This is a genomic window from Gilliamella sp. App4-10 (assembly GCF_001690495.1).
In the GTDB taxonomy this organism is placed as follows: domain Bacteria; phylum Pseudomonadota; class Gammaproteobacteria; order Enterobacterales; family Orbaceae; genus Gilliamella; species Gilliamella apicola_G.
Window position 1 is genome coordinate 33,634 of the sequence record NZ_LZGS01000038.1, and the last position, 25,786, is coordinate 59,419.

26 protein-coding genes are annotated in these 25,786 nt (G+C 33.9%); 11 read left to right on the forward strand and 15 right to left on the reverse strand.

The annotated features are described in order from the left end of the window. Nucleotides 1-24: 24 nt before the first annotated feature. The 3 genes from recJ to xerD all read right to left on the reverse strand — a co-directional run bounded on the left by recJ (nucleotide 25) and on the right by xerD (nucleotide 3,481). Entirely contained in the window at nucleotides 25-1,761 is a 1,737-nt protein-coding gene (gene recJ, locus A9G23_RS08210) for a single-stranded-DNA-specific exonuclease RecJ (protein WP_065587148.1), read from the reverse strand. Nucleotides 1,762-1,833: 72 nt separating this feature from the next. After that, the gene (gene dsbC / locus A9G23_RS08215; protein WP_065587149.1) at nucleotides 1,834-2,541 is read right to left on the reverse strand and encodes a bifunctional protein-disulfide isomerase/oxidoreductase DsbC; all 708 of its coding nucleotides are present in this window, start codon (nucleotides 2,539-2,541) and stop codon (nucleotides 1,834-1,836) included. A gap of 25 nt (nucleotides 2,542-2,566) precedes the next feature. Continuing rightward, on the reverse strand, nucleotides 2,567-3,481 hold the full coding sequence (gene xerD / locus A9G23_RS08220; protein WP_065587204.1) for a site-specific tyrosine recombinase XerD: 915 nt from the start codon (nucleotides 3,479-3,481) through the stop codon (nucleotides 2,567-2,569). A gap of 315 nt (nucleotides 3,482-3,796) precedes the next feature. Here xerD and A9G23_RS08225 point away from each other — a divergent pair, with 315 nt between their 5' ends. Next, nucleotides 3,797-4,423 carry a Pr6Pr family membrane protein gene (locus tag A9G23_RS08225; RefSeq protein ID WP_065587150.1) on the forward strand — a complete coding sequence of 209 codons (627 nt, stop codon included), beginning with the start codon at nucleotides 3,797-3,799 and terminating at the stop codon, nucleotides 4,421-4,423. Nucleotides 4,424-4,512: 89 nt separating this feature from the next. Here A9G23_RS08225 and A9G23_RS08230 read toward each other — a convergent pair whose 3' ends face one another. Beyond that, on the reverse strand, nucleotides 4,513-5,553 hold the full coding sequence (locus A9G23_RS08230) for a tagatose 1,6-diphosphate aldolase (RefSeq protein ID WP_065587151.1): 1,041 nt from the start codon (nucleotides 5,551-5,553) through the stop codon (nucleotides 4,513-4,515). 713 nt (nucleotides 5,554-6,266) lie between these two features. On the opposite strand from A9G23_RS08230, the gene adhP reads away from it, so the two are divergent. The 3 genes from adhP (at nucleotide 6,267) to argA (ending at nucleotide 10,596) form a co-directional block, all read left to right on the forward strand. After that, a complete protein-coding gene (adhP, locus tag A9G23_RS08235; protein WP_065587152.1) occupies nucleotides 6,267-7,301 on the forward strand; it encodes an alcohol dehydrogenase AdhP in 1,035 nt (344 codons plus the stop codon). A gap of 183 nt (nucleotides 7,302-7,484) precedes the next feature. Next, on the forward strand, nucleotides 7,485-8,933 hold the full coding sequence (locus tag A9G23_RS08240; protein ID WP_065587153.1) for an APC family permease: 1,449 nt from the start codon (nucleotides 7,485-7,487) through the stop codon (nucleotides 8,931-8,933). A gap of 334 nt (nucleotides 8,934-9,267) precedes the next feature. Beyond that, the gene (argA, locus tag A9G23_RS08245; protein WP_065587154.1) at nucleotides 9,268-10,596 is read left to right on the forward strand and encodes an amino-acid N-acetyltransferase; all 1,329 of its coding nucleotides are present in this window, start codon (nucleotides 9,268-9,270) and stop codon (nucleotides 10,594-10,596) included. A gap of 80 nt (nucleotides 10,597-10,676) precedes the next feature. Here the strand turns inward: argA and A9G23_RS08250 are convergent, their stop codons facing one another. The 9 genes from A9G23_RS08250 to A9G23_RS08290 form a co-directional block, all read right to left on the reverse strand. After that, nucleotides 10,677-11,648 carry a sugar-binding transcriptional regulator gene (locus A9G23_RS08250; RefSeq protein WP_065587155.1) on the reverse strand — a complete coding sequence of 324 codons (972 nt, stop codon included), beginning with the start codon at nucleotides 11,646-11,648 and terminating at the stop codon, nucleotides 10,677-10,679. A gap of 120 nt (nucleotides 11,649-11,768) precedes the next feature. Then, nucleotides 11,769-13,013 carry a zinc-binding dehydrogenase gene (locus A9G23_RS08255; RefSeq protein WP_065587156.1) on the reverse strand — a complete coding sequence of 415 codons (1,245 nt, stop codon included), beginning with the start codon at nucleotides 13,011-13,013 and terminating at the stop codon, nucleotides 11,769-11,771. A gap of 163 nt (nucleotides 13,014-13,176) precedes the next feature. Further along, nucleotides 13,177-13,998 carry a mannose/fructose/sorbose PTS transporter subunit IID gene (locus A9G23_RS08260; RefSeq protein ID WP_218058732.1) on the reverse strand — a complete coding sequence of 274 codons (822 nt, stop codon included), beginning with the start codon at nucleotides 13,996-13,998 and terminating at the stop codon, nucleotides 13,177-13,179. Nucleotides 13,999-14,024: 26 nt separating this feature from the next. Next, nucleotides 14,025-14,843, reverse strand: coding sequence for a PTS mannose/fructose/sorbose transporter subunit IIC (locus A9G23_RS08265; protein WP_065587158.1), 819 nt, complete (start codon nucleotides 14,841-14,843; stop codon nucleotides 14,025-14,027). Between the two features lie 46 nt (nucleotides 14,844-14,889). Continuing rightward, complete coding sequence (locus tag A9G23_RS08270) at nucleotides 14,890-15,363, reverse strand: PTS system mannose/fructose/N-acetylgalactosamine-transporter subunit IIB (RefSeq protein WP_065587159.1); 474 nt, start codon at nucleotides 15,361-15,363, stop codon at nucleotides 14,890-14,892. Further along, entirely contained in the window at nucleotides 15,364-15,783 is a 420-nt protein-coding gene (locus A9G23_RS08275; RefSeq protein ID WP_065587160.1) for a PTS sugar transporter subunit IIA, read from the reverse strand. It abuts the gene before it with no gap. 222 nt (nucleotides 15,784-16,005) lie between these two features. Beyond that, on the reverse strand, nucleotides 16,006-16,674 hold the full coding sequence (gene mutH / locus A9G23_RS08280; protein WP_065587161.1) for a DNA mismatch repair endonuclease MutH: 669 nt from the start codon (nucleotides 16,672-16,674) through the stop codon (nucleotides 16,006-16,008). 79 nt (nucleotides 16,675-16,753) lie between these two features. Next, entirely contained in the window at nucleotides 16,754-17,302 is a 549-nt protein-coding gene (locus tag A9G23_RS08285) for an NADPH-dependent FMN reductase (protein ID WP_065587162.1), read from the reverse strand. 73 nt (nucleotides 17,303-17,375) lie between these two features. After that, nucleotides 17,376-17,912: a Dps family protein gene (locus A9G23_RS08290; protein WP_065587163.1), complete on the reverse strand. Its 537-nt coding sequence runs from the start codon at nucleotides 17,910-17,912 to the stop codon at nucleotides 17,376-17,378. Between the two features lie 271 nt (nucleotides 17,913-18,183). Between A9G23_RS08290 and srlA the strand changes: the two genes are divergently transcribed. From srlA to srlR, 6 genes are all read left to right on the forward strand, one after another. Then, on the forward strand, nucleotides 18,184-18,732 hold the full coding sequence (srlA, locus tag A9G23_RS08295) for a PTS glucitol/sorbitol transporter subunit IIC (RefSeq protein ID WP_065587164.1): 549 nt from the start codon (nucleotides 18,184-18,186) through the stop codon (nucleotides 18,730-18,732). A 21-nt stretch (nucleotides 18,733-18,753) separates the two neighbouring features. Further along, on the forward strand, nucleotides 18,754-19,761 hold the full coding sequence (srlE, locus tag A9G23_RS08300) for a PTS glucitol/sorbitol transporter subunit IIB (protein WP_065587165.1): 1,008 nt from the start codon (nucleotides 18,754-18,756) through the stop codon (nucleotides 19,759-19,761). A 103-nt stretch (nucleotides 19,762-19,864) separates the two neighbouring features. Next, nucleotides 19,865-20,233: a PTS glucitol/sorbitol transporter subunit IIA gene (locus A9G23_RS08305; RefSeq protein WP_065587166.1), complete on the forward strand. Its 369-nt coding sequence runs from the start codon at nucleotides 19,865-19,867 to the stop codon at nucleotides 20,231-20,233. An 11-nt stretch (nucleotides 20,234-20,244) separates the two neighbouring features. Then, on the forward strand, nucleotides 20,245-21,024 hold the full coding sequence (srlD, locus tag A9G23_RS08310; protein ID WP_065587167.1) for a sorbitol-6-phosphate dehydrogenase: 780 nt from the start codon (nucleotides 20,245-20,247) through the stop codon (nucleotides 21,022-21,024). 84 nt (nucleotides 21,025-21,108) lie between these two features. Beyond that, entirely contained in the window at nucleotides 21,109-21,471 is a 363-nt protein-coding gene (locus A9G23_RS08315) for a transcriptional regulator GutM (RefSeq protein ID WP_065587168.1), read from the forward strand. Nucleotides 21,472-21,572: 101 nt separating this feature from the next. Beyond that, entirely contained in the window at nucleotides 21,573-22,352 is a 780-nt protein-coding gene (srlR, locus tag A9G23_RS08320) for a glucitol operon DNA-binding transcriptional repressor SrlR (protein WP_065587169.1), read from the forward strand. A 309-nt stretch (nucleotides 22,353-22,661) separates the two neighbouring features. Here the strand turns inward: srlR and serA are convergent, their stop codons facing one another. Together serA and rpiA are read right to left on the reverse strand one after the other, a co-directional pair. Beyond that, a complete protein-coding gene (serA, locus tag A9G23_RS08325) occupies nucleotides 22,662-23,903 on the reverse strand; it encodes a phosphoglycerate dehydrogenase (RefSeq protein ID WP_065587170.1) in 1,242 nt (413 codons plus the stop codon). A gap of 79 nt (nucleotides 23,904-23,982) precedes the next feature. Continuing rightward, nucleotides 23,983-24,639 (reverse strand): ribose-5-phosphate isomerase RpiA, encoded by a 657-nt coding sequence (gene rpiA / locus A9G23_RS08330; RefSeq protein ID WP_065587171.1) that lies wholly within the window; start codon nucleotides 24,637-24,639, stop codon nucleotides 23,983-23,985. Between the two features lie 220 nt (nucleotides 24,640-24,859). On the opposite strand from rpiA, the gene A9G23_RS08335 reads away from it, so the two are divergent. Beyond that, the gene (locus A9G23_RS08335) at nucleotides 24,860-25,747 is read left to right on the forward strand and encodes a LysR family transcriptional regulator ArgP (protein ID WP_065587172.1); all 888 of its coding nucleotides are present in this window, start codon (nucleotides 24,860-24,862) and stop codon (nucleotides 25,745-25,747) included. The last annotated feature ends 39 nt before the right edge of the window (nucleotides 25,748-25,786 follow it).

A 25,786-nucleotide genomic window follows, 5' to 3' on the forward strand; every position in this document is an offset into this window, starting at 1 on the left:
GCAATTATAATCGATTCTAGTTGCTTATGCGATAGGCCATAGATGTCTAATCAGTAATTGTGGTGCTTGGTTGCCGCGAAATTCATCTACATCTAAATGATAAACGATTTTTACTTTTTTTATCGTTTTATCAGGCCATTCTTGTCTATTGACATTAAAAAATACCCCTTCAATAAGTGGACCGCCATTTTGAGGTTCTAATACTAATTTAAGGTGTTTTTCTGCCAATAATCGTTGTTGATGAATAATAAATTCACCATCAAAAGTTGGTGTACAAAACCCTTCTCCCCATGGACCTGATTCTTTTAACTGTTTAGCGATTTCGTAAGTAAAATATTGACTATCTATTTCACCATCGGTTTCAATGATAGGTTCTAGTAGCTCCGGTTTTAATCGCATATCTAAAAGTGTTATAAAGCTACTTTTAAAACGTTCTAAATCTTCTTCGCGTATGGTTAATCCAACAGCCATTGCGTGTCCACCAAAACTGACAATTAAATTAGGTTGTTGCTGACTTAATTCATCAATAAGATCACGCAGATGAACGCCCTGAATTGAGCGCCCAGAACCTTTTAAAAAACCATCTTGTGTTGAGGCAAATGATATAACTGGTCGATAATATTTATCTTTTAAACGAGTAGATAGTATTCCAATAATGCCTTGATGCCACTCAGGATGATAAAACACGAGCGAGTTAGGAATTGATGTGTTTTGTTTTTCAATTTTTTGAATAAACGATAAAGCCTCTTTATGCATTGTTTGTTCAATTATCTTTCGATCGTTATTGAGATTATCAAGATCAGTAGCTTTGCTGATTGCTGAATCATAATTATCACAAAGTAATAATTGAACACCTAATGCCATATTATCCATTCTGCCCGCTGCGTTTAATCGCGGGGCGATATAAAAAGCTAAATCGGTTGAAGTAAAAGAAGTTGGATCCTTTTTAGCTATATGCAATAAGGCTTTGATTCCTTCACAACTATAACCAGCTCGGATTCTATTTACACCCTGATGAACTAAAATACGATTATTATGATCAAGTTTAACTACGTCAGCAATAGTACCTAACGCAACTAAATCTAATAAATTTGCCAGATTATATTCGATCAAATTATTATCAACGAACCAATTCTCTTGTCGTAATTTTGCGCGTAAAGCCATTATAAAGTAAAAAGCCACACCAACTCCAGCTAAATGCTTAGATGGAAAAACACAATTAGGTAAATTAGGATTTATTATGGCATCAGCATTAGGTAACCGTTCTGGGCATAAATGGTGATCAGTAATAATGACCGACAAGTTTGATTGCTTCGCAAATTCAACAGCGTCAACAGCGGAAATTCCGTTGTCAACAGTAATAATAAGCCTGGCTTTTTGTGAAATAGCTTTTTTAACAACTGAAACACTTAACCCATATCCATCGTCAAAGCGATCTGGAATGATATAATCAACAAATCGGCAACCCATATTTTTAAGTGCTTTGACAGTTAATGCGGTGCTTGTGGCACCATCAGTATCAAAATCGCCAACAATCATAATCTGTTCATTATTCTTCATTGCTAAATAAAGAATTTCAACGGCTTTTTCAATACCTTCTAATTTATCGTAATGGCACAGATTGCGTGTGGTATAGTCCAGTTCTTGCATGCTAGTAACCCCACGCAAAGCATAGATCCGCTGTAATAATAACGGAATATCTTCAGGAAATTCTGGATATACTTCATCTAATTTGCGACGAATTATTCTATTTCTTTTCATATTTTATATGTTAGTGCATTTGTACTAACATGTATTTTTACCTTATATTTAAATTTCAATAGCGATAAAAGTCTAATTATTATTTGGTTTTTTATCTAAAACTTTAATTAATTTATCTGCTGGCACATAACCTGAAACAAGCTGTCCATTAGGTAAAACAATTGCTGGTGTTCCACTAATTCCAAGTTTCTTACCAACATTAAATTGTTGTGTTACATAAGGTATCATGCTACTTGCTGGTGAAATTGTATTACCTTTATATGCATTTTCAAATGCTGCTTTGCGGTTAGCCATGCTCCAAATAGATTGCATATTTTTACCAACTTCACTATCGGCTCCGGCTCGAGGAAATGCGAAATAGTGTACTGAAATACCCGCTTCTAAATATTTATCGATATTCTCGTGTAGTAGTTTACAGTAATGGCAAGTGTAATCAGTAAAGACAGAAATGATATATTTTTCATTATTAGCTTTATAAACAATAGCATCTTTTTCAATTGATTTCATTAGATTAAGATTGATACTATTGGCAATGTTTTCAGGTTCATCACCTTGTACGTCATAAATAGAGCCTTGAATTAAATATTTACCATTTTCTGTAACATATAAAATACCTTCAGGCGTAATAACACTTTTAAATCCTTGAATTGGACTATCATTAATTTTTAATTCTTTGCTATCGTAACCCAGTTTATTTAAAGAATTTATAATATCAGTATTATTTGCTAATACTGAAGTTGAAATTAAAGCTAACCCTAAACATAAAACTAATCTTTTCATTCAATTATCCTTATTTTTTCGAGCATTATGCTCGTGGATGATGTTTACTGTGTAACTGTTTTAATCGTTCTGTCGCCACATGTGTATAAATTTGTGTAGTTGATAAACTACTGTGCCCAAGCAACATTTGTACAACACGCAAATCTGCGCCGTGATTAAGTAGATGCGTTGCGAAAGCATGTCGAAGCACATGAGGTGAAAGCGCTTCAATATTGATACCGGTTAGTATGGCATAATATTTAATTCTATGCCAGAATGTCTGTCGTGTCATTTTTTTGCCTAATCGGCTTGGGAAAATTACATCTATAGGGCCTGTTTTTAGAAGATTGTTTCTAGCATATTTAAAATAATATTCAAGCCAGTAAACTGCTTCTTCACCAAGTGGTACTAAACGTTCTTTATTACCTTTACCTATCACTCTTACAACCCCTTGGCGTATACTAACATCACTAAGTTCTAAATTCACTAACTCAGAGACACGTAAACCTGTGGCATAAAGCACTTCTAACATTGCTTTATCTCGAAGTTCAATGGGATCTTCTATACTTGGTGCTTCAAGTAGTGCATCAACCTGTGATTCAGTTAAATCTTTAGGTAATTTTTTTGGAAGCTTGGGGGATGACAACATCGCAGAGGGATTATCTGTTCGATAATTTTCTTGATATAAATATTGGAAAAAACGTTTAGTTGCGCTAAGTAAACGTGCTGAACTACTTGCTTTATACCCATCTTTTACTCGCTGCATTAAAAAGTGTTGTAAATTAAACGTTTGGGCATTCAAAAGTGTGGCATTTTGCTGTTGCAAAGATTGACTTAATACCAACAAATCAAGTCTATAAGATTCAATCGTATTTTCAGCTAAGTTTCTTTCTAACCATAATGAATCTAAAAACCTTTCTATTAGCATTTTATTTTGTTCTAGTGTGTCTTGGTTAGACATTAAAATCATCTCTACATTCTATTTATTTCTAACATTATATACTAACTGTCAATAAGTTGCAGTTTTGGGCAATAAGTTATTTTTTATAACAGCTGTAGTACTTTATGTATAGTCCTTATATTCATATAAATCTTTATTAAAAAGTAGTATTTTATACGGAAACGCCATATTTTTGAAATTTTTCGACAATCATTATTAGATAGATTAATTTAATGCATTATTGTAAATTTTTATTTTATTTATTAAATAATTACTATATACTGCACTTTTTTGGTTATTTTTTACAATTTTCACTATTTATGGTTGAAGAGAATTATGTTAAAGCGAATTGTTAATCTTTTTATTGCTCTGTTTGCTATCTCTATTATTGCCATGGAAACTTGTATTTATTGGCACACTAAGTTTCATCTTTGGCACCCAGATTCTTCAATACAACGATTAATTTATTATTATAGTTTCTTTACAGTTTTATCAAATTTAATGCTGGCATTGAGTTGTTTTTGTTTAGCTATCAATCCTAATTGCAATCAATATAGTTTTAAAGTACTTCGTTTGAATAGTTTGATTGGCGTTACTATAACTGCTGTTGTATATAACTTAGCGGCAAGAGATATTCATGTACCACCTAATATGTTACTGAAAATTGCTAATGAGAGTTTACATGTTGTCATTCCCGCTTTGGGTTTATTAAGTTGGTTTATTTGGGGACCATTTCGAAGAATTGATTTAAAAGTCTTTATGGGGTCGTTATTGTCGATGATTGGATATGGCATTTATATTTTTATTCGAGGTCATTATACCAATCAATATCCTTATCGATTTATTAACGTTGTGCAAATAGGATATCCTCAAGCACTGTTAGGTGTGAGTCAGGTTTTTTTGTTGTTTTTTCTATTAGCCTTTTTATATTGGATGATTGAATGCTTAAGAAGTCGAAAATAAAACTGTACATTATTACAAGAGAGAACAGGGAAAATAGGAATAAAACCCCTGTTCTTTTTGTTATTAATTATTTTAGATAGTTATGCTAATTAATTACCTAATTTAAGATCAATCACTTCAATATTATCTTTACCACCATAGATATCATACCAAGGCTTCGCATATTGCTTTAATATCTTGTTAAGCTGTTCAACATTTTCACGACCAGTTTGATCTAACCAACGTTTTAAACCTTCTTTGCCTCCATTTGCATAGCTTGCAACACCTTCAAACCATGTTGCTCGTCCACCAAGAATACCACTATATTTTGCGCCATTCTCACCAGCAAAAATGAGTTCTTGGTGGAAGGTTTTTGTTGGTACGCCCGCACTTAAATAAATGAAAGGACGTGTTGCCGTATCACTTGCTTGTTTAAAGTATTCAGCTGCTTGTTTTTGCGTGTAAACAACTATGTTGTTATCGTTAAAGCCTTCTACATGTTTAAATAACACCGGAACTTCGACTTTTAATATATCAATGTAATACTGTTCTTTAGTAAACTCTTTAATGGTATTAATGACTTTTTGGGGTTTTATTTTTGCAAATTCAGGGCTTTTATCGTCAATTATTACATTATCATATACAATAGGCTCAACAAAAACTGGAATATCTGCGGCTCTAGCTTCATTGCCTAAACGCTCTAAAAAAGCGTGTTTTTTATCTAAAATATCTTGAGGATCATCAGGATTATAATAAACCAATACTTTTGCGGCATCCGCGCCTTTTTTTATTAAACGTTGTAATGAATCTTCTGGCAAAATATCGGGCAATCGTCCTGGCGTATTGGCGTCATAGCCCGTCTTTTCGTATGACATGATTAATCCAGCATTGCTATTTTTGGCAGCCATGCCTTTAAAGCCATATTCTTCATCTAACAAAATTGCACTGACATATTTTGTCAATTCTTGAGAGACAAGTTCCTTAAATTCATACACCATATCAATATTATAACGATCTTTGCCAACCGCAGATTCCATCATCTTCACCATTGAACCTCGTTGATCGATTGCTAATGCAGCGATAACGCCATCTTGGTTTGATAATTGCTGCATACGTGTGAATTTACCGCGAGATATACATTTTCTAGCCATTTTATAGCTCTCCATTTAATAAGATATTTCATTGTAGTTTTTTTGTTTGGCTATTTATTCATCATTTGTGCTGGTTTTAACGATATACTCAAATTAAGCGAATTTAATTGTTGTGTAATGCCATGATAATTTAAGTTAAGTGCTCGTGAGCGATCCGTACCGTATCATTATTGCTTCTTCGTTAGCTGGTTTTGATGTTGAGTTATTTGCTTATTTTATGGTGAAAGTATTTTTTGACTCAAATCTGTTATAGTGGCGCGCCTTCTTGTTCAATATAGTCTACGCTATTGCGAGCAGATCAACGCTTTTACTTATTTAGTTTTATGTTTATTTGGTTGGATTGTTTGGAATCAGTGCATTAGTTGAGTTATTTTTATTAATTAATGATAACAGCCAAAAATATATTACAGAATGAAGTTTAACCATAGAATTTTCATTATTAGTTAGAATATAGTATATTGAAATTGGAAGGTGGAAAATTTATTATTATCTTGACTTATCATAAATTCTGACCGGTATACTTCATTCGTTTATAACGGTTATTCGAATTTATGTTGTCGAAAAATTTCAGAAAATACTAGTTTTTAATATAAATTATTACATAATCAGTGCTATTTAATAAAATTGTGAAATTACTCATATTTTTCCAAAATAATTAGTTTAGAATAATAATTAATCATATTTTAACTTTAAAAATTATTTAGGAGAACAAAATGAAGGCAGCGGTGATTAGGCAAGAGTGTGATGGTCAAGTCGAAATTAAAGATATCCCTATTCGTCCTTTATTAGCCGGTGAGGCTCTAGTTGATGTTGAGTATTGTGGTCTTTGCCATACTGATCTTCATGTTGCGGCTGGAGATTTTGGTAAAAAACCAGGTCGTGTTATCGGTCACGAAGGCGTGGGGATTGTGACTAAAATTGCTCCTGATGTAAAGAGCCTAAAAATTGGTGATCGTGTTAGTATTGCTTGGTTTCATGCAGGTTGTGGTACTTGTGAATATTGTATATCAGGCCATGAAACATTTTGTCGTAATGCATTAAATTCTGGATATAGTGTTGATGGCGGTATGGCAGAACAGTGCATAGTTAAAGCCGATTATGCAGTAAAAGTGCCAGAAGGATTAGATCCGGCACAAGCAACAAGTGTAACTTGCGCAGGCGTGACTACCTACAAAGGCATTAAAGTCGCCGGTACTAAACCGGGTCAATGGCTTGCTGTATTTGGTATCGGTGGTTTAGGAACACTCGCTATCGAATATGGTAAAAAAGTGTTTAACAATAAAGTTGTTGCTATTAGTAATAGCGATAGTCAATTAGACTTGTGTAAAAAGTTAGGAGCTGATTTAGTTGTTAACCCTAAAAAAGTGACTGATGTAGGGACATATATTAAAGAACATACTGAAGGTGGTGTACATGGTGCTGTTGTGACCTCTGTAACTAAAACTGCATTCAATCAGGCTATTAATTCAGTACGACCTTTAGGACGTGTTGTTGCGTTAGGCTTACCTTCTGAAAATATGGAGTTAAGTATTCCTAAAACAGTGTTAGATGGCATTCAAGTTTTAGGCTCACTGGTTGGTACTCGTGAAGATTTGGCTGAAGCATTTCAATTTAGTGCTGAAGGTAAGGTTGTACCGATAGTTGAAAAAAGACCATTGGAAGATATTAATGATATGATCGACGAAATGAAAGCAGGTAAAATTCGAGGTCGTATGGTTGTTGATATGAAAATGAAGAAAACTAAATAATTTAACCTCATTTTTAACTCAAAAGCTGGCTTTATGCTGGCTTTTTTTATAAATAAAAAAATTATTTATTTGATTTATTATGGTTATTATATGAAAAACTTTAATCTTTCTTGTGTTTTATGAATAAATCCCTATTATAACTAAATTTGGCTCATTAATTTTATATGTTTTAAGAGGAACTTCATGGCAGATCACAATTTAGAGAATAATTTGCGAAAAGATCTTGGTTTAGTTTCTGCATTATCACTGGTTGTTGGAATGGTTTTAGGTGCAGGCGCTTTTATGAAACCACCAGCTGTATTAGAAGCTACTGGTGATTATAATTATGCACTATTAGCATGGATAATAGGAGGTGTTTTTTCTATTTGTGGCGGCTTAACACTTTGTGAACTAGGCGTCATGTTTCCGCGTACTGGGGGCATGCTGGTTTATCTTGAAAAAATTTATGGTCCAAAAGTTTCTCATCTTTATGGATGGATGATTACTGTTATTTTTGCTCCGTCATTAGTTGGTGCGTTGGTTGGATATTTCAGTTCAGTATTTTGTTTATTATTTAGCATTAATGATACTTATCGAATGGCAGTGAGCGCTGGTGTTTTGGGTTTTATCGCCTTTATTAATGCTATTGGCGTTAGAGAAGCCGGTTATTTACAAACGATTGCTACAGTTTGTAAACTAATTCCTATATTGCTGTTGGCCATATTTGGTTTGTGGAAAGGTAATGGTCAAGTAGTATTATTTACGGCGAGTGGTCAAGGTATTGAATCATACGCCCCTTTTGCTGTGGCTATTCTTGCAACTCTTTTTGCGTACGATGGTTGGGCACAGGTAGCGTCAGTTGCTGGCGAAATTCATAATCCCTCAAAAGTATTACCTAAGGCTATTATTTTGGGGATTGTTTTTCTTGTGATAGTTTATGCCTGTATTAATATTGCATTATTCAAAATTTTTCCTGTGCAAGAAATGGTTTCGCTTGGTCATGATGCTTCTGCCGTAGCATCACAACGTATGTTTGGGCATTTTGGTGGTAATTTAGTTGCTGTTGGCATTATGGTCTCAATTTTGGGAGGTATTAATGGGTATGTTATGACTCTATCTCGTACTATATTTAGTATGGGGGAACGAGGAACTATTATCGGTGCTCGTTATTTAAGTTCCATTGATGATGATAGTCGTTCGCCGGTTAATGCCATTATTGTATTGATTGTTTTTTCTTTCTTGTATTCAACGCTTCTTGATGCAGATCGTTTATCCGAAATTTCAATGTTTGCAATTTGGGTATTTTATCTATTAACGTTTATTGGTGTAATGATTGCACGTAAAAAATATCCGAATGAGCCTAGATCTTATAAAGTTATTGGTTATCCAATAATTCCTATTATTGCAATGTTAGGGGCGATTTATGTTATTTATGGTATGTTAGTTTACCAAACCATAAATGGAATTGCTTCAATAGTAATGACTTTGATTGGTCTACCTCTGTATTATTATTACCATGGCAAAAATAAAAACAAAAATCTTTCGCTTGGTGAAATGAAAAAGTATAAAGTAAAAATAAGATATACCATTGCTGTTTCAGCAATTATTATTGTGGCTCTGTTAATTATTTATGGTTATATGACGATAAATTAATAGATAATAAACTTATTTTTCGTTAAATGGCTTGTTTGATGTTATTTTTGAAATGGCAGTAAAAGAAATCAACAAGCTGTAGGTATGCTAATATGGCATGCCTTTTTTAGGCTAACATTTTTTAAATTTTAATTTAATCTTCGTGACTAACAGATCAATGTTTTGTTAATCAGTTATTTTTCAATCAAATAATCATCGATTTTAAGCTTTTATTTTTATTAATAGTGAATTTTAAGATTATTTATAAATACTTAAAATATTACTTGCCTTTAGAATGAAAACAAATAAAATCACATAAAATATGAATAAATATTCACTTAAGGTGATTGTAAAAATGAAAGAACGTACAACCGAGTTAGTTAATGGGTTAAGACATTCTGTACCTTATATTAATGCACATCATGGTAAAACATTTGTAATCTTACTCACGGGTGCACTGTTAAAAAGTAATAATTATTCAAGTATTATCAGCGATATTGGTTTACTCTATAGTCTTGGTATTAAACTTGTTATTGTCAATGGCGCTCGTAATCAGATCGATGAAGCTTTAAAAAATCATAATATTGAACCTAAATATCATAAAAATACGCGCATTACGGATGCAACAACACTAGACATCATTAAACAAATTACAGGATCATTACAACTTAATATTACTGCAAGTTTATCAATGAGCTTAAATAATACCCCATTACAAGGTGCTCATATCAGTGTTATCAGTGGTAATTTTGTGATTGCACAACCTTTGGGTGTAGATGATGGTGTTGATTACTGCCATACAGGTAAAATCCGCCGTATAAACAACGAGGCTATAGCGGAACAGCTAGATCGTGGCTCTATTGTATTATTAAGTCCAGTTGGTGTTTCGGTTACTGGTGAAAGTTTTAATTTAGCATCTGAGGATGTTGCCGCTGAAGTTGCCATTCGCTTAAAAGCGGATAAATTAATCAGCTTTTGTGCTGAACAAGGTGTTTTAGATGAACAAGGCTGGGTTATTACTGACCTTTATCCTGTTGATGCGGATAATTATGTCAAACAAAAAGAACAACAAGGCAAATATTTATCTAGTGAAGCACGTTTTTTACGTGCAGCATCCAAAGCATGCCGTAGTGGAGTTAGGCGAAGTCACTTAGTAAGTTATTTGATTGATGGCTCCATTTTACAAGAATTATTTTCGCGCGATGGTATTGGAACACAAGTTTCGATGGAACATTCTGAACAGGTTCGTTCGGCAACCATTAACGATATCGGTGGAATTTTAGAGCTCATTCGTCCGCTTGAAGAGCAAGGTATTTTGGTCAAACGCTCACGAGAACAATTAGAAATGGAAATTGATAAATTTACCATTATTGAACGAGATAACATGACAATTGGTTGTGCTGCGCTTTACCCTTATTTTGAAGAAAAAATGGGCGAAATAGCCTGTGTGGCTATTCATCCAGAATATCGTAATTCGTCTCGAGGAGATATTCTCATTGAAAAATTAATGGAGAAATCAATCCAGTTAGGGCTTGAAAAAGTTTTTGTTTTAACGACATGTAGCATCCACTGGTTTAGAGAAAAAGGCTTTAATCCAGCAGAAGTGGAAGACTTGCCCATTAAAAAGAAACAACTTTATAATTATCAAAGAAATTCGAAAATTCTAATATTTGATATCTTTTAGCTTTTTATAGTATTAAGCCTTATAGACAATATTATTGTGTAGTAACCAAGGCTATTTGCTAATCGTTTTAGTTGAAAAAATTAGTTAATTAATTGGGCGGACATTTCATCACTAATTACTAATATATCAATATAATTCGCATTTAGTGCCGCTTTTAAACTATTAATTTTTTCGCAATCACCACTTGCACATATTTTTAAAGGAATTTTTTTCAGATTGTCTAATGTCACTCCGATAATTTGATTGCAAAATGGCGTCGTTAATTCATGCCCATTTTGATCGAAAAAGCGGGATAGTATATCACCTACAATATTTTTATTGGCAATCGTTTGGAACAACTCTCCATAAAACCCATACCAAATTGAACTTTTTGAGATAGCAGGACAACCGATACTAAATAGCGCGACTGTTATCTTACTCCACCAATCTTTCAACTCTTTCATATGTTGAGTTTTTTCAATTTCTATTTTTAAAGGCTCGGTATCAACAATGGCAGGGTAATCAATCAGTATAGCTTGACTATTTAATTTATTCGAAAGTTTATAAGCAATATTATTGACGTGATATTTTGTTTCAATTTTTCCTGATGGTCCCCCAATCATTGGTACAATAGTCGTATTATTGAATTGAGTGTTGTCATTTTTTAAACTGCTAACAATATAATTAATTGTGCGTCCCCATGAAATGCCAATAACATCGTTATCATGAATATTTTTGACTAATACATTTGCAGCAACACTACAAACAATTTGATTTTTGCTGTCATTATCAACATTTTGATTGACAGGTACAACAATAACTTGTTTCAAATTATATTTATTAAGAATTTTTTCTTCTAATGCAATATTGGGAAGTAGATCGTAATTTATTGAGATAGAAACAATACCTAATTCTCGTATTACTTTTAGCATTCGACTAATACTTGATCTATGTATATTAACGATTTTGGCTATTTCGGATTGAGTTTTATTTTCTTCATAATAGAGTTGAGCTATTTTTATTAATAATTTGTGTTGCTCAAAATCGTAGTTACCAAAGTTATTATTGATCATGGTCGTATTATCTTATTAGTCATGTTTTTTTTAATCACTATTTATTTAAAGAATATCAAGATGTCATGAATGATAATTCATATTATGGCATCTTGATGCTATTAAAGTATAACAAAAAAATTAAGACTCAATATCAGGAAAATTGTTTAATACAAAATCTTCGGCTTCTTTTGACCAAATATTATGGTTTTTATGTAATATTTTCTTTAATGCTACATCATCACTACTATCTGTTAACGATTCTAAACTTTTAAGCTCAAATTGCTTATGAGTGTAAACTAATTTTTTTCCACCTCTAATTTTATCTTGTCGTTGAGTTATTTCACAGGCTTGAGCGATTCCCATTATATGCGAAACAATTTTAGCAACTTCAATCTTGCCTGACTCAATTAACTTAACAGCTAAGCGCATATCATCAGTATTTCCTCCTGATGTTCCAACAATATGAGTAAAATTATAATGGACATCATAAAAATTAATTTCTGCTTCGAAATTTTTATCTTGAGGGCCAGCAAAAAAATTCAGACAACCGTCAAATGCTAATAATTGCGATGCTAAATGAATTAACTCTTTTGATGGTAAAAAGATAAAGATATCATCAAAACAATTTTTGGAAGATTGATTTTGCAATAGAGACAATTGATCTTCGCATTCAGATATATTGACGAATTCAAGTTCAACCCCATTGCGTGATTGATATAGTGTTTTTAGATGTGCTATTTTTTCTTTGTTTCGCCCAGTGACAACCACTTTTTTGGGTTTTATCGCCCCCCCTAAAGCATAGTCTATTGCAAGCATCCCCATAGGGCCTGTTCCCCCTAATATAAGCAATTCACCATTAGGCTTTATTCCCATAATATGATCGTAACTATTTGGTTTCAAATGATAGCTAGCATTAAAAGCACCAATAACACAGGATAAGGGTTCAATTAACGCACCTTCAAAATAAGTTTTTCCATTATAAGGTATTAAACAATCTTGTTGTAATACGTCGCGATTGACTATCATATAGGTTGCACATCCCCCCATATTAGGATAAGAGTAACCCACACAATAAGGGCTATTAGTGAGCTGTAAGTTGGCTTGTATGACATATTTTTGCCCTTGTTTAAATTTATGTTGCCAATTTTTACCTACTTGCAAAATATCACCACAGCATTCATGTCCAATAATGATTGGATTGTTTTCTAGATCTGGTGGGGTTTTTTTATGGTTTTCACCTTGATTTACTAGCTTTAATGAAGACATGCACATACTGTCAACAATGACAGATACTAACACTTCATCATCTGTGATAGGTGGAAGTTCAAAAGATTCTAATCGAAGATCATTTTTCCCATATAATCGAACAGCTTGCGTTTTCATATATTCCTCTTTAATAAAATAAATTTGATACAAATTTATACTCAATAATGCATAAACACCTTGTTATACCTGCAGTTGTAAGGAAAAATGTATTGATAACAATTTGTTTTATTTCCTTTAGTTAAAAATATTACATATCTTTTTAAGACTTTTTAGTTGTATTTTAAGCTAAAATACCTAACCCATAGCCAATAATACCCACGGTAAATAATGCAAAAATTAAGATAATTGGGCTGACTTTTTTTCGGAGCAATTTCATCATTAAAAGTGTTAGACCCAACGGTAGTAAACCTGGTACAAGGTCATTGAGTATACCTTGTACTGTCATAACGATTTCATTACCATTTGTGTCGGCAGTTTTAGATACAACTAAAGGGACATTTATTGAAGTCCATTGGGTCACTAATACGCCCATAATAAATAAACCAAGAATAGAAGCACCTTCTGTCAGTTTAGGCAAGATATTACCTGAAAGATCTTTAACAATACCGATTCCTTTCGATAATCCATAGGTTAAACCATACCATTTCATGGCAAGTCTGACGAAATTAAACAAAATAAAAAATAATAATGGACCTGCCATATTTCCATTGAGTGCTAAAGATGCGCCAAGTGCTGCAGTAATAGGTCGTAATGTACCCCATACAAGGGGATCTCCGACCCCTGCTAAAGGTCCCATTAATCCAATTTTGAGGCTATTGATTGTTCCATCATTAATTGGTGCGCCATTTGCTCTTGCTTCTTCCATCGCTATAGTGACACCAAGCACGGGCCCACACATTGTAGGGGTCGTGTTGAAAAACGCTAAATGCCTTTTTAATGCTTGGCGTTGTTCCTCTTGGGTTTGATAAACTCGTTTGATTGTCGGAATCATATCCACACAAAAAGCAAGCGCATGAATACGCTCATAATTAAAAGAAGCTTGTTGGAAATTAGAACGAATAAAAGTACTAATCACATCTTTTTTTTGAATGGTTTTTGACATTTCTTTCATAATATACTTCCTATAAATTATTCTTCTAATTCATCATCAGTGATTATTTGGTTGGTATTTGTCATTGAATTTCCAATTTCGTTATTAGTTTTTATTACATTGAACTTTGGGTTTAATTGAACATAAATAATGGCAAAAATAACCCCCAAAATACCAAATGAAAGTAAACTAAAATTTAGATATCCACCTAAAACAAAACCTAAATAGAAAAAAGGGGCTAAATATTTAACAATCATCATGTTTAACACCATTGCATAACCGACAACAACGATAAATCCACCAGCAACAGCAAGCCCACCAGTGACAATATCGGGTAACATGTTTAATAGGGATTGCACAGTATTTGCATTAACATAAATGGCAACAAGAGTGGCAGGGATAGAAACTCTTAATGCTTGTACAAAAAGAGCACTAAAATGGAGTAATTCAATCTTTCGGAATTGAACTTTGTCTGCTGCTTTATCTGCTTCATGCTGAAAAATTACCGTGATAGTTCTTGCAAAAACGGTTAATATTTGCCCTGCCGCGGCAACAGGAAGTGCTATGGCTATCCCTGTTTGGATATCTTGCTGTCCTATAACAACTAAGATTGTTGATATCACACTTGCCAACGCAGAATCGGGAGATTGTGCGGACCCAATATTCATCCAACCCAATGCGATTAGCTCAAGCGTACCACCTAAAATGATACCTGTTTTTATATCTCCTAATATTAGGCCAATTACGGTACATGCAATCAATGGACGATGTGTTTGAAACTCATCAAGTACGCTTCCCATTCCTGCGATACACGAGAAAATAAATATGAACATGATTTGCAGTATTGAAATGTCCATGTTTTCCTCCTACCATTTATTATGTTAGTTAATTTGAATAACCTGGTTAAAGAAATTTAATAAAATCAACATTCGGATCGGTAATAACGGCTTTTAAACATAGATTGATACCCATCTCATGCATTTTTTTGAATGCAGATATGTCATTTTCGTCGACGGAAACCGCTTTGGTAATTTGTTTTTTTCCCTCTTTAAACGACATTCCTCCAATATTAACCTCTTTAATAGGAACGTCTGCATTGACTAATCGCAAGACATCGGTTGGATTGGTGAAAAGATAAAAAACAGTATCATTTTCATATTTAGGATTTTTATAGACCGCAGCGGCTTTATCAATACTAACCACAGACACTTTAATTCCAGGAGGAGCTGCCTGTTTAACTAGTGCTGAACGAATTTGATCATTAGCAACCTCATCACTCACAATGATAATTCTTTCTGCTTTGGCTTCTTTTGTCCAAACGGTGGTAACTTGACCATGAATCAATCGGTCATCGATACGAACTAAATTTATGATCATTTATAACTCCTCATCTGTAGATATATTTTTAGATAGTGATTTGAAAGATTTAATAAAATCCAATTTAACTTCGTTAAGTTGTTCATAGGCGTTTTCAATATTAATTAAAGACAAATCAAGATTTAATAACTCTAAGCAAAGTGGTAGAGATAAGCCGCTAATTATTTCGATATTACCTAACTGCATGGCTAGAATGGAGGCTGCGTTATAAGGACTACCAGAAAATATATCAGTGATAATAATGAACTGTTTGGATTCTGATTGGTTAATAATTTTTAGATATTTATCTTTTAGGTTATCAATGCTATCCCCTGGTTCAAAAGTTATCGCATATAAATTAGAGTATTGTCCCGCAATCATCTCAATACTATTTTTCATTTCATAGGCAATTTTTCCGTGCCCAGCCAAAATAATATTCATTTAATACCTCTCACAAATTCTCTGTTTAAATCACAAATGTTAATTTAACTTTATATTCACACTTTCTCAAAGTAAATCACTAATGTGAAGAAATGTGATGTAGATTGGATTTTTTGTAAAATGAGCAGAAAGAAGTTCTTTATTTTTAGAAAGGTATCGTGATTTATTGCCAAAAATTTTACTATTTCTCAATGATAAAATATTTTGTTGGCATTAAAGTAATTAACTTATTGAAGCTTGTAAAATTTGCATCGTAAATGTTTTTTTTAAATAAAAACCACGTGGGCGCGTTAAAATAATTTGACCATTTTCACCAATTGCTTCGGTGAGTGCTTTTCCATTGGCTGCTTTCGGCCTAATTTGTAGATAAGTGCCATATCGAGCTGTAATTTTTTCAACTTGCCCTAGAGCTATCATATCCATCAATTCTTGCCAATCTTGTTTAAGCTGCTGTTCTTGTTCAGGAGTTGGCGTCCATAAAATAGGGAGCCCAACTTTTCGCTCGACTAACGGAATGGTTCTTTGCCCTTCGATTGGGATCCACAGTACTTTGGAAAGTTTATATTTAACATGGCTTGTTTCCCAAATAACGCCATGATTAGCCATTAAGGGTGTAACACTGACAAAGGTGGTTTCTAATGGTTTACCTTGTTTATCAACAGGAATGGTTTTTAGTTCTATACCAAGGTTAGCAAAATCTTGCTCAGCTTTACTTCCAGCATTTGCACCTAAAAAATTTTCAATAAGATTACCCACCCAACCTTTTTGTTTGTTTAAGTTAGCTGGTATAGGAATGTTTAAATACTCAGCTATCTCACCAAAAGAATAGCCTGCAACTAACTGAGCACGATACAATAATTCTTGTTCACTTGTTGGTATTAATATTTTCATCACAGAGGAATATAAAAGACTAATTTAATCAGATGCACAGCCAATTATTTTTGGCTGTGAATGTGGAAATTTATATCAATTAACTTAATTTTTCAACCCAAGTAGCATAAGTATTAATAAATAATGACAAAAACTCTTTACTCTTTTCAGTAATATTGTTTTGCTTATCAAAAGCAGCGCTAACACCACCAAAATAAGCTTCTGGTTGTTGTAATGTTGGCATATCAAGAAATACTAAAGATTGGCGTAATTGATGATTTGCACCAAACCCACCAATTGCACCTTGCGAAACAGAAATAATTGCAGCCGGTTTTTCTGACCATATGCTCTTACCATAAGGGCGCGAACCAACATCTGTCGCATTTTTGATAACCGCAGGAACGCCACGATTATATTCTGGCGTCACAAAAATAACACCCTGACAATCGGCTATTTCTTTGCGGAAACGAGTATAACAGGCAGGTGGGGTATCATTATCAATATCTTCATTATATAAAGGTAAATCCCCAATTTGGATGATTTGTAATGAAAGTGATGGTGGTGCAATTTTCTGAAAAACTTTTGCCACTTTTAAGTTATAAGAGTCTTTACGTAAACTCCCGACCAGTACAGCAATTCTTTTACTCATCTTAAATCTCCACTTATGTTAAATAAAAGGCATTGTTTATGCCTCTTATTTTATTGTCATTAATAATGATTTATTAATGTCCTGATGAGTCAACTTTTCGACCGGCTTCAAATAAGAACCATGCCCGTTTTTCAGTTTGATCTATCCATTCTTCAATTAAACTTGCAGTTGCGGTGTCATTGTATTTACCACAAATATCATGGGCTACACGCATACGCTCTGTTAGTCTTACATTATCTTGGCAAAGCTCGGCTAGCATATCAGAAGGTTCAACAAAATCAGCATCATTATCCGAAATGCTTTGTAATTTAGCAATGTGTCCAATTGAACGTAGTGTTGTACCACCTAATTTGCGGACACGTTCAGCAATTGGATCTGTCATTGCAAATAGCTCTTCACCATGATCATCTAGCATTAAGTGGTAATCACGAAAATGGGGACCACTAACGTGCCAATGAAAGTTTTTGGTTTTTAAATATAAAGCAAATACATCTGCTAAAACAGAATTCATTGCTCCAGAAATATCTTTTGATGCCTTTTGACCTAAATCAGTAGGAAACAAAATTGCTGCTTGTTGTAGTTTTTTAGCAGAAGTCGTACTTTTAGCCATGATATATTCTCCTTAAATTGAATAATAAATAACCGTATTGACAAAATTACGCCAACTTAATGTTAATGTCCAATAAAAAACATTAATTTTTTACTATCATTGTTATTTTAGAAACCTATGGTTCTTTGTTTCATTTCTTTCTTTTTCCTATTCATTTGAAATTTTATCTTTCAAAATAAAACAAAATATTTCAAACTGTGATCATCTTAAAAGATTTTAGTTTTTAGACTTGATACTATTTTTCATGAAATTTAACTCAATAGGAGACAATATGATTGATTCTATTTCATTTGGTGCCGAGTGGTTTATTGGTTTATTCCAAGAGGGAGGCAAAGTATTTGTGGGTATGGTAACTAGCATTTTGCCGTTATTAATTTCATTACTTGTAGTGATGAATGCAGTAATTAAATTTATAGGGCAAGAAAGGATTGAGCATTTAGCGCAAGCTTGTGCGGGTAATCCAATTTCTAGATACATGCTATTACCGCTCATTGGGACTTTTGTTTTTTGTAATCCAATGACATTAAGTTTAGGTCGATTTATGCCGGAGTTTTACAAACCAAGTTATTATGCGGCGGCTTCTTATAGTTGTCATTCAATGAATGGATTATTTCCACACGTTAATCCTGGAGAGCTTTTTGTTTATTTGGGGATAGCTGCTGGTTTAACTACATTAAATTTACCTTTAGGTCCTCTTGCTGTGAGCTATTTTCTTGTCGGTTTAGGTACTAACTTCTTTAGAGGTTGGATTACTGACTTTTGTACCGCTATTTTTGAAAGAAAAATGGATATTAAATTAGAAAAAAAAGTTCATTTATAACCATGTTAAGGAATATAAAAAATGCCTAAATTTATTCATATTGAAAAAGGTGAATCTGGTTGGGGTGGACCTTTGGAACTTCCCGTCATTGCAGGAAAAAAAATTGTTTATATTGCTGCAGGTACTCGTCCAGCGATAGTTGATACACTGTTGGAATTAACTGGATGGCAAGCCATTGATGGTTTCAAAGAGGGTGAGCCGCCTAAAGAAGAAATAGGTGTAGCTGTTATTGACTGTGGTGGAACATTACGTTGTGGTATTTACCCAAAAAAACGCGTTCCAACAGTTAATATTCATGCAACAGGTAAATCTGGGCCACTTGCTCAATATATCATCGAGGACATCTATGTTTCAGGGGTAAAACCTCACAATATTAAGTTGATAGAAAAATGCGGTGAAGTTTTAAGCGAAACGCCACCAGTAGTCAAAGAGCCACAAATAGATAATAAAACATCTGAATTTAAGAAATATGATAGCAGTAAGAAAATCACTGAACAGAGCGATGGATTATTAGCAAAAATTGGTATTGGTATGGGATCTGGTGTTGCAATTTTCTTTCAGGCTGGTCGTGATACTATTGATACAGTATTTAAAACAATACTTCCTTTTATGGCGTTTGTATCGGCATTAATAGGGATCATTATTGCTTCTGGATTAGGTAACTTTATTGCGCATGGACTTGTTCCGCTAGCAAACAATCCAGTTGGTCTTATTATATTAGCCTTGATCTGCTCCTTCCCATTGTTGTCTCCGTTTTTAGGTCCTGGAGCGGTTATTGCTCAAGTTATTGGTACTTTAGTTGGTGTGCAAATTGGACTTGGAAATATTCCTCCTCATTTAGCATTGCCAGCATTGTTTGCAATTAATGCACAAGCTGCATGTGATTTTATTCCTGTTGGTTTATCACTTGCTGAAGCTAAACAAGAGACGGTGAGAATAGGGGTGCCATCAGTGTTGGTTAGTCGCTTTTTAACTGGCGCACCAACAGTATTAATTGCCTGGGCCGTTTCGTTATTTATATATCAGTAAATGATTTTAAAGATGGGGGGGGGGAGATACATCCATCCCATCTTAAGCAACCGGTAGAAATGAAAAGACTTATATCAAATGTAAAAAAATAAGAAGGTTAATCATGTCAAATGTTATCTATAGTTCAAAAATAAAACAAATTGGTGAGTTTGCCCAAGAAGCATTAGCTGACGGTATGTTGATCCTATTTAAAAACGGCGCACCTGTAGATTTAGCTGATTACTGTTTTATTCACAGTCATGATGATTTGAAGCAAGATTTGCAAGCCGGACAGATCATTCAATTAGGTAAACATATTTATAAAATTACTGCGGTAGGTGATGTAGGTAGTGTTAATTTTCGAGAATTGGGACATATCACATTAAAGTTTGATGGTAATAGCCAAGCTGAATTACCAGGAGCTGTTCACGTAGAAGGTGAAATTCCGACTCAGCTTTTTGTAGGTGATGAAATTAGAATTGTAAACGATTAAGGAACATAAAAATGAAACAAGTAACAGTTGTTATTGGTGGTGGTCAAACGTTAGGTGAATTTTTATGCAAAGGTATAGCGGATGCTGGTTATAAAGTTGTTGTTGCTGATTTAAATATTGCTAATGCGAATAAAGTCGCAGAGGAAATTAACCAAAAACATGGCGAAGGTACAGCAAAAGGCTTTGGTGTTGATGCAATAAATGAAAACAGTGTAATTAAACTTGCCCAAGATGTCGATGATGCTTTCAAACGCGTTGATTTAATGGTCTATAGCGCAGGTATTGCGCGAGCAGCACCTATTACTAATTTTGCATTAAACGATTTTCAATTATCGGTCAATGTAAACCTTACCGGCTATTTTTTATGTGCGCGTGAGTTTGCTAAATTAATGGTAAAATACAAAATTCATGGGCGAATTATTCAAATTAACTCCAAATCAGGTAAAGTGGGTAGTAAACATAATTCTGGTTACAGCGCAGCTAAATTTGGTGGTATTGGACTAACCCAATCGCTTGCACTTGATCTTGCCGAGTACGGTATTACCGTAAATTCATTAATGTTGGGTAATTTATTGAAATCACCAATGTTTCAATCCCTAATACCACAATACGCTAAAAAATTAGGTATTCCAGAAAATCAAGTTGAGCAAGTTTATATTGATAAAGTACCACTCAAACGCGGTTGTGATTATCAAGATGTGCTTAATGTATTGTTATTTTATGCAAGCGATAAAGCATCTTATTGTACAGGGCAATCAATCAATATTACTGGCGGACAAGTGATGTTCTAGCTAAAATAAAGTGCAAAAGTTGATTGAAAACTTATTGCACTTTTGATTTTATTCTAACTTAAACTAAATGGGGAAACCACAAATATGACCACCACTTTAATTGCTATTGCTCTAATTGCATGGTGTACCCAAATTATTTTTAGTTGGTTTCAAATTCGTCGTTTTAATCAAGCTTTCTTAACCATGAAAAAAGGTACTTACTTAGGTGTTGGTCGTAGTAAAAGTAAACGATTTAAACCAAGAGTATTAATTGCGATTTCATTAGATAAAAATAAGGTCGTAATTGATTCAATATTAATGAAAGGAATCACCGTTTTTGCTTTACCTAAGCCGATTATTCAATTACATGGTTTACCTGCTTGTGAAATTATTCCTGAAAATATTTTCCCAAATGATCCGACTTGCCAAAGTGCACTGGCAGTAGCATTAACCACAAATAACAAATAATTCACTTTTATTTTGAAAAATATTCCCTTTCATTCTGAAATAATATATTTTAAAGTGAGTTAGTTTATTATGTATGCCAATCATGGTAATGGGATTTAATCATGAAAGTAAAACAACGACAAACAGCTATTTTAGAATATTTGCAAAGCAATGGGCAAGTTAGTGTAGATGAATTAGCTGAGCATTTTAAAACAACAGGAACGACTATTCGTAAAGATCTCACTCAACTTTATGAGAGTGGTTTAGTTTTGCGCACTTATGGTGGAGCTATGCTGAATCGAGAAATTGGCGATAGAGCCATTGATCATAAAACCTATATCAATACGGCACAAAAAAAAGCCATAGCTGAAGAAGCAGCTAAGTTAATTCATGAGGGTGACTCAATTATTTTTGATGCAGGAAGTACGGTTGCTCAAATGATTCCTACGCTTGCTAAATTTAACAATCTAACGATTATGACAAACAGCTTGCATATGGTTAATGAGTTAGTTGCTAATGATAATGATCAAACCATTATTTTAACGGGAGGAACGTTTCGTAGAAAATCAGCTTCTTTCCATAGTAATAATGAGTTAGCTATTGCGGCGTTTGAGTCTTATACATTTGATATGTTATTTATGGGCGCTGATGGTGTTGATTTAGTTGGTGGTGTTACGACTTTTAATGAAAGTTACCATGGTAGCGTCGCTATGAGTAAAGCAGCTGCAAAATTAATACTATTAGCTGACGCAACCAAATTTGGAAGACGTAGCCCCAATGTAGTATGTGATTTAATCGCTGTCGATACAATTATCACTGATGATAATTTAGATGATAGATATTATGATGCGCTAACTCAAAGTGGTATTAAAGTGATTAAAGTAAAGAGCCGCGGAAAGTAGATCAAAGTCAATTTTGTTAAAATTTCCAGAAAAATAGATTTCTTATATATTGAAAATTTAATTATTTTTTCAGTTAATCGTTTAATCTACGTAATAACTACAAAGAGATGACGTACATTTCATCCTTTTAGTAATAATAAATTTACTTTACTTTCTAAAAAACTTGTATAAGTTAGTATGGCTCATTAAGAGCATTAGATAGCAATATTTTTGCTATCTATATAGTAGTAATATAGTGACTGACTTAGTGTTATATTTATTATGCCACTGATCAAATGATAAGTGACATATTTGTTTATTTTGTCAAAACTAAAACAACAGCCTTGCTCGGATCGTTCCTGGTACGTTTTTGAGTTTAATTAACAACTCTTCAGCTTTACCTTGTTCAACTCTCTCAATATCAATTACAACATAACCAATTTTAGGATCGGTTTGTAAATATTGTGCTGAAATATTAAGCCCTTGTTCCGCAAATAAAGTATTGATAGCAGTTAGTACACCAGGCTGATTATGATGTATATTAATAAAGCGACTTGAACCTTTAGCTGGAATAGGTAAAGAGGCTTCAGGAAAGTTAACCGCCGAAAGTGTTGCACCAGTATCCGAATATTTTGCGAGTTTTGTGGCAACTTCAATCCCAATGTTTTCTTGCGCTTCGCTAGTTGAGCCACCAATATGCGGTGTAATAATCACGTTATCAAATTGACATAATGGTGATTCAAAGGGCTCGCTGTTACTTGCAGGTTCTGTTGGGAAGACATCAATAGCTGCTCCGCTGAGTTTATTAGCTTTTAGTGCTTGAGTTAATGCATCAAGGTCAATAACTTTACCGCGTGAAGCATTAATTAAAATTGCGCCTGGTTTCATTGCATCAATTTCGTTGTTGCTGATCATTTTGATTGTTGTTGCGTTTTCTGGGACATGCATGGAAACAATATCGCTTAACGCCAGTAATTCATTCATTGATGACATTTGCTTAGCGTTACCCAACGGTAATTTGGTTTCAATATCATAAAAGTAGACATTCATGCCCAGTGATTCTGCTAAAATGCTTAATTGACTACCAATATGTCCATAACCAATAATACCTAAATTTTTACCTCGTGCTTCGTGCGAACCCGTGGCAATTTTGTTCCATTTGCCTTGGTGCGCTTTAGCATTCGCTTCAGGCACGCGGCGCAATAATAAAATTGCTTCAGCTAGCACCAGTTCTGCAACAGATCGTGTATTAGAAAATGGCGCATTAAACACTGGGATGCCTTTCACTGTTGCAGCATCTAAATCAACTTGATTAGTACCAATACAAAAGCAGCCAATCCCTGCAAGCTTGGGGGCTGCATCAATTATATCTTTGGTTAAATGTGTTCTTGAACGAATACCAATAAAACGAACATCTTGCAGGGCTTGTTTCAGCTCTGCTGGTGATAATGCGCTTTTATGATATTCAATATTGGTAAAACCAGCTGATTTTAATATTTCAATGGCACTAGGATGAACGCCTTCAAGTAATAAAAACTTGTTTCCATCTTTGGTTAAAGCCTGAACAACCATTTTCCCCTCTCTTCCTTTCTGTATACAAAATTGGTATTTATTGTGATATACCGTTATAAAATTGTTTTAGTAAATGATTTTACCTTAGTTCTTTTACTCCCGTGCTACATCCGACAAGCGCAACATCAGCGCCTTTATTGGCAAATAATCCCACCGTTACCACACCTGCAATGCTATTGATTCGATTTTCTAATTCCATTGGTTTGGCAATGATAAGATCATGGACATCTAAAATCACATTACCATTATCCGTAACTACACCTTGACGATAGATGGGTTTACCACCTAGTTTAAATAGTTCGCGAGCAACATAAGAACGCGCCATCGGAATCACTTCAACAGGTAATGGAAATTGACCTAATACATCAACCACTTTTGATTCATCAACAATACAAATAAATTGTTTGGCAATGGCTGAAACAATTTTTTCACGTGTTAAAGCTGCACCGCCGCCTTTAATCATTTGCAAATGATGATTTATTTCATCAGCACCATCGACATAAACATCTAAACTATCGACTTCATTACAATCAAGTACTGGAATGCCATAGCTTTTTAATTTTTGAGTGGATGCTTCTGAACTTGAAACAGTGCCTTTGATCTGATCTTTTATTGTGGCTAACGCATCAATAAAATGCGCTGCCGTCGAGCCTGTTCCTACACCGACATAAGAATCAGGTTTGATAAATTTTAATGCTGCCCAGCCTACGGCCTTTTTTAATTCGTCTTGTGTCATGATATCACCCTATTTTGAGGATAATTTTTCTTAAAAAAATAAAATTTTGAAAGCAAAATGATTGAATATATGGCATAGTACCCAATTGGAAAGCAAAAATCATTAGGATTTTAAGAAAATATATCAACTCAAAGTTTGATATGTTTAAAATTTATTGCGATATTAAAGTAACTTGAATATTCAAGCAATGAGCAAAGATCAAATCATTAGTAAAGAGATTATGAAGCGTCCAGATTATAGAGCATTACAAGCATTAGATGCAGTGATAAAAGAACGAGGATTTGAACGGGCAGCAGATAAACTATGTATTACACAGCCTGCAGTATCGCAACGTATTAAGCAACTAGAGAGTTTTTTTGGTCAACAATTGTTGGTTAGAACAATTCCACCAAAAGCCACTAAGCAAGGCGAACATCTATTAGGGTTATTGCACCAAGTTGAGTTATTAGAACAACAATGGTTGGGTGATAATGAACAAAGTACAACGCCATTGTCATTATCGATTGCAATCAATGCTGATTCTTTAGCGACATGGCTGTTACCTGCATTAAAACCCGTCTTAGATAAAAATATTTTACGTTTTGATATACAAGTCAAAGATGAAGAACATACGTTAGAACTTCTCCGTTTAGGTACGGTGGTTGCAGCAATTAGTATTCAACCCAATCCTTTACCTGGTTGTTTATCTGATTTGCTAGGTGCATTAGATTATATTTTTGTGGCTTCGCCTGATTTTGCTAAAAAGTACTTCCCACATGGCGTGACTCGGTCATCTTTACTAAAAGCACCTGCAGTTGCGTTTGACCATTTAGATGATATGCATCAGGCCTTTTTGCAAGAAAACTTTAACCTTACCCCTGGTAGTGTAGTTTGCCATATTACCAGTTCATCCGAGGCTTTTGTGCAATTGGCTAAACAAGGCTCAGCTTGTTGCATGCTACCAAAGTTACAAGTTGAACAAGAATTAAAAAATGGTGAATTGATTAATTTAACGGAAGGATTATATCAAAGACGTATGCTATATTGGCATCGTTTTGCGCCTGAAAGCAGTGTAATGCAAACTATTTCTGAGACTTTAATTCGCTATGCTCAAAACACATTATCATAACCTCAGGCTTTAGATCACAATTAATAGATTAATTAGGTG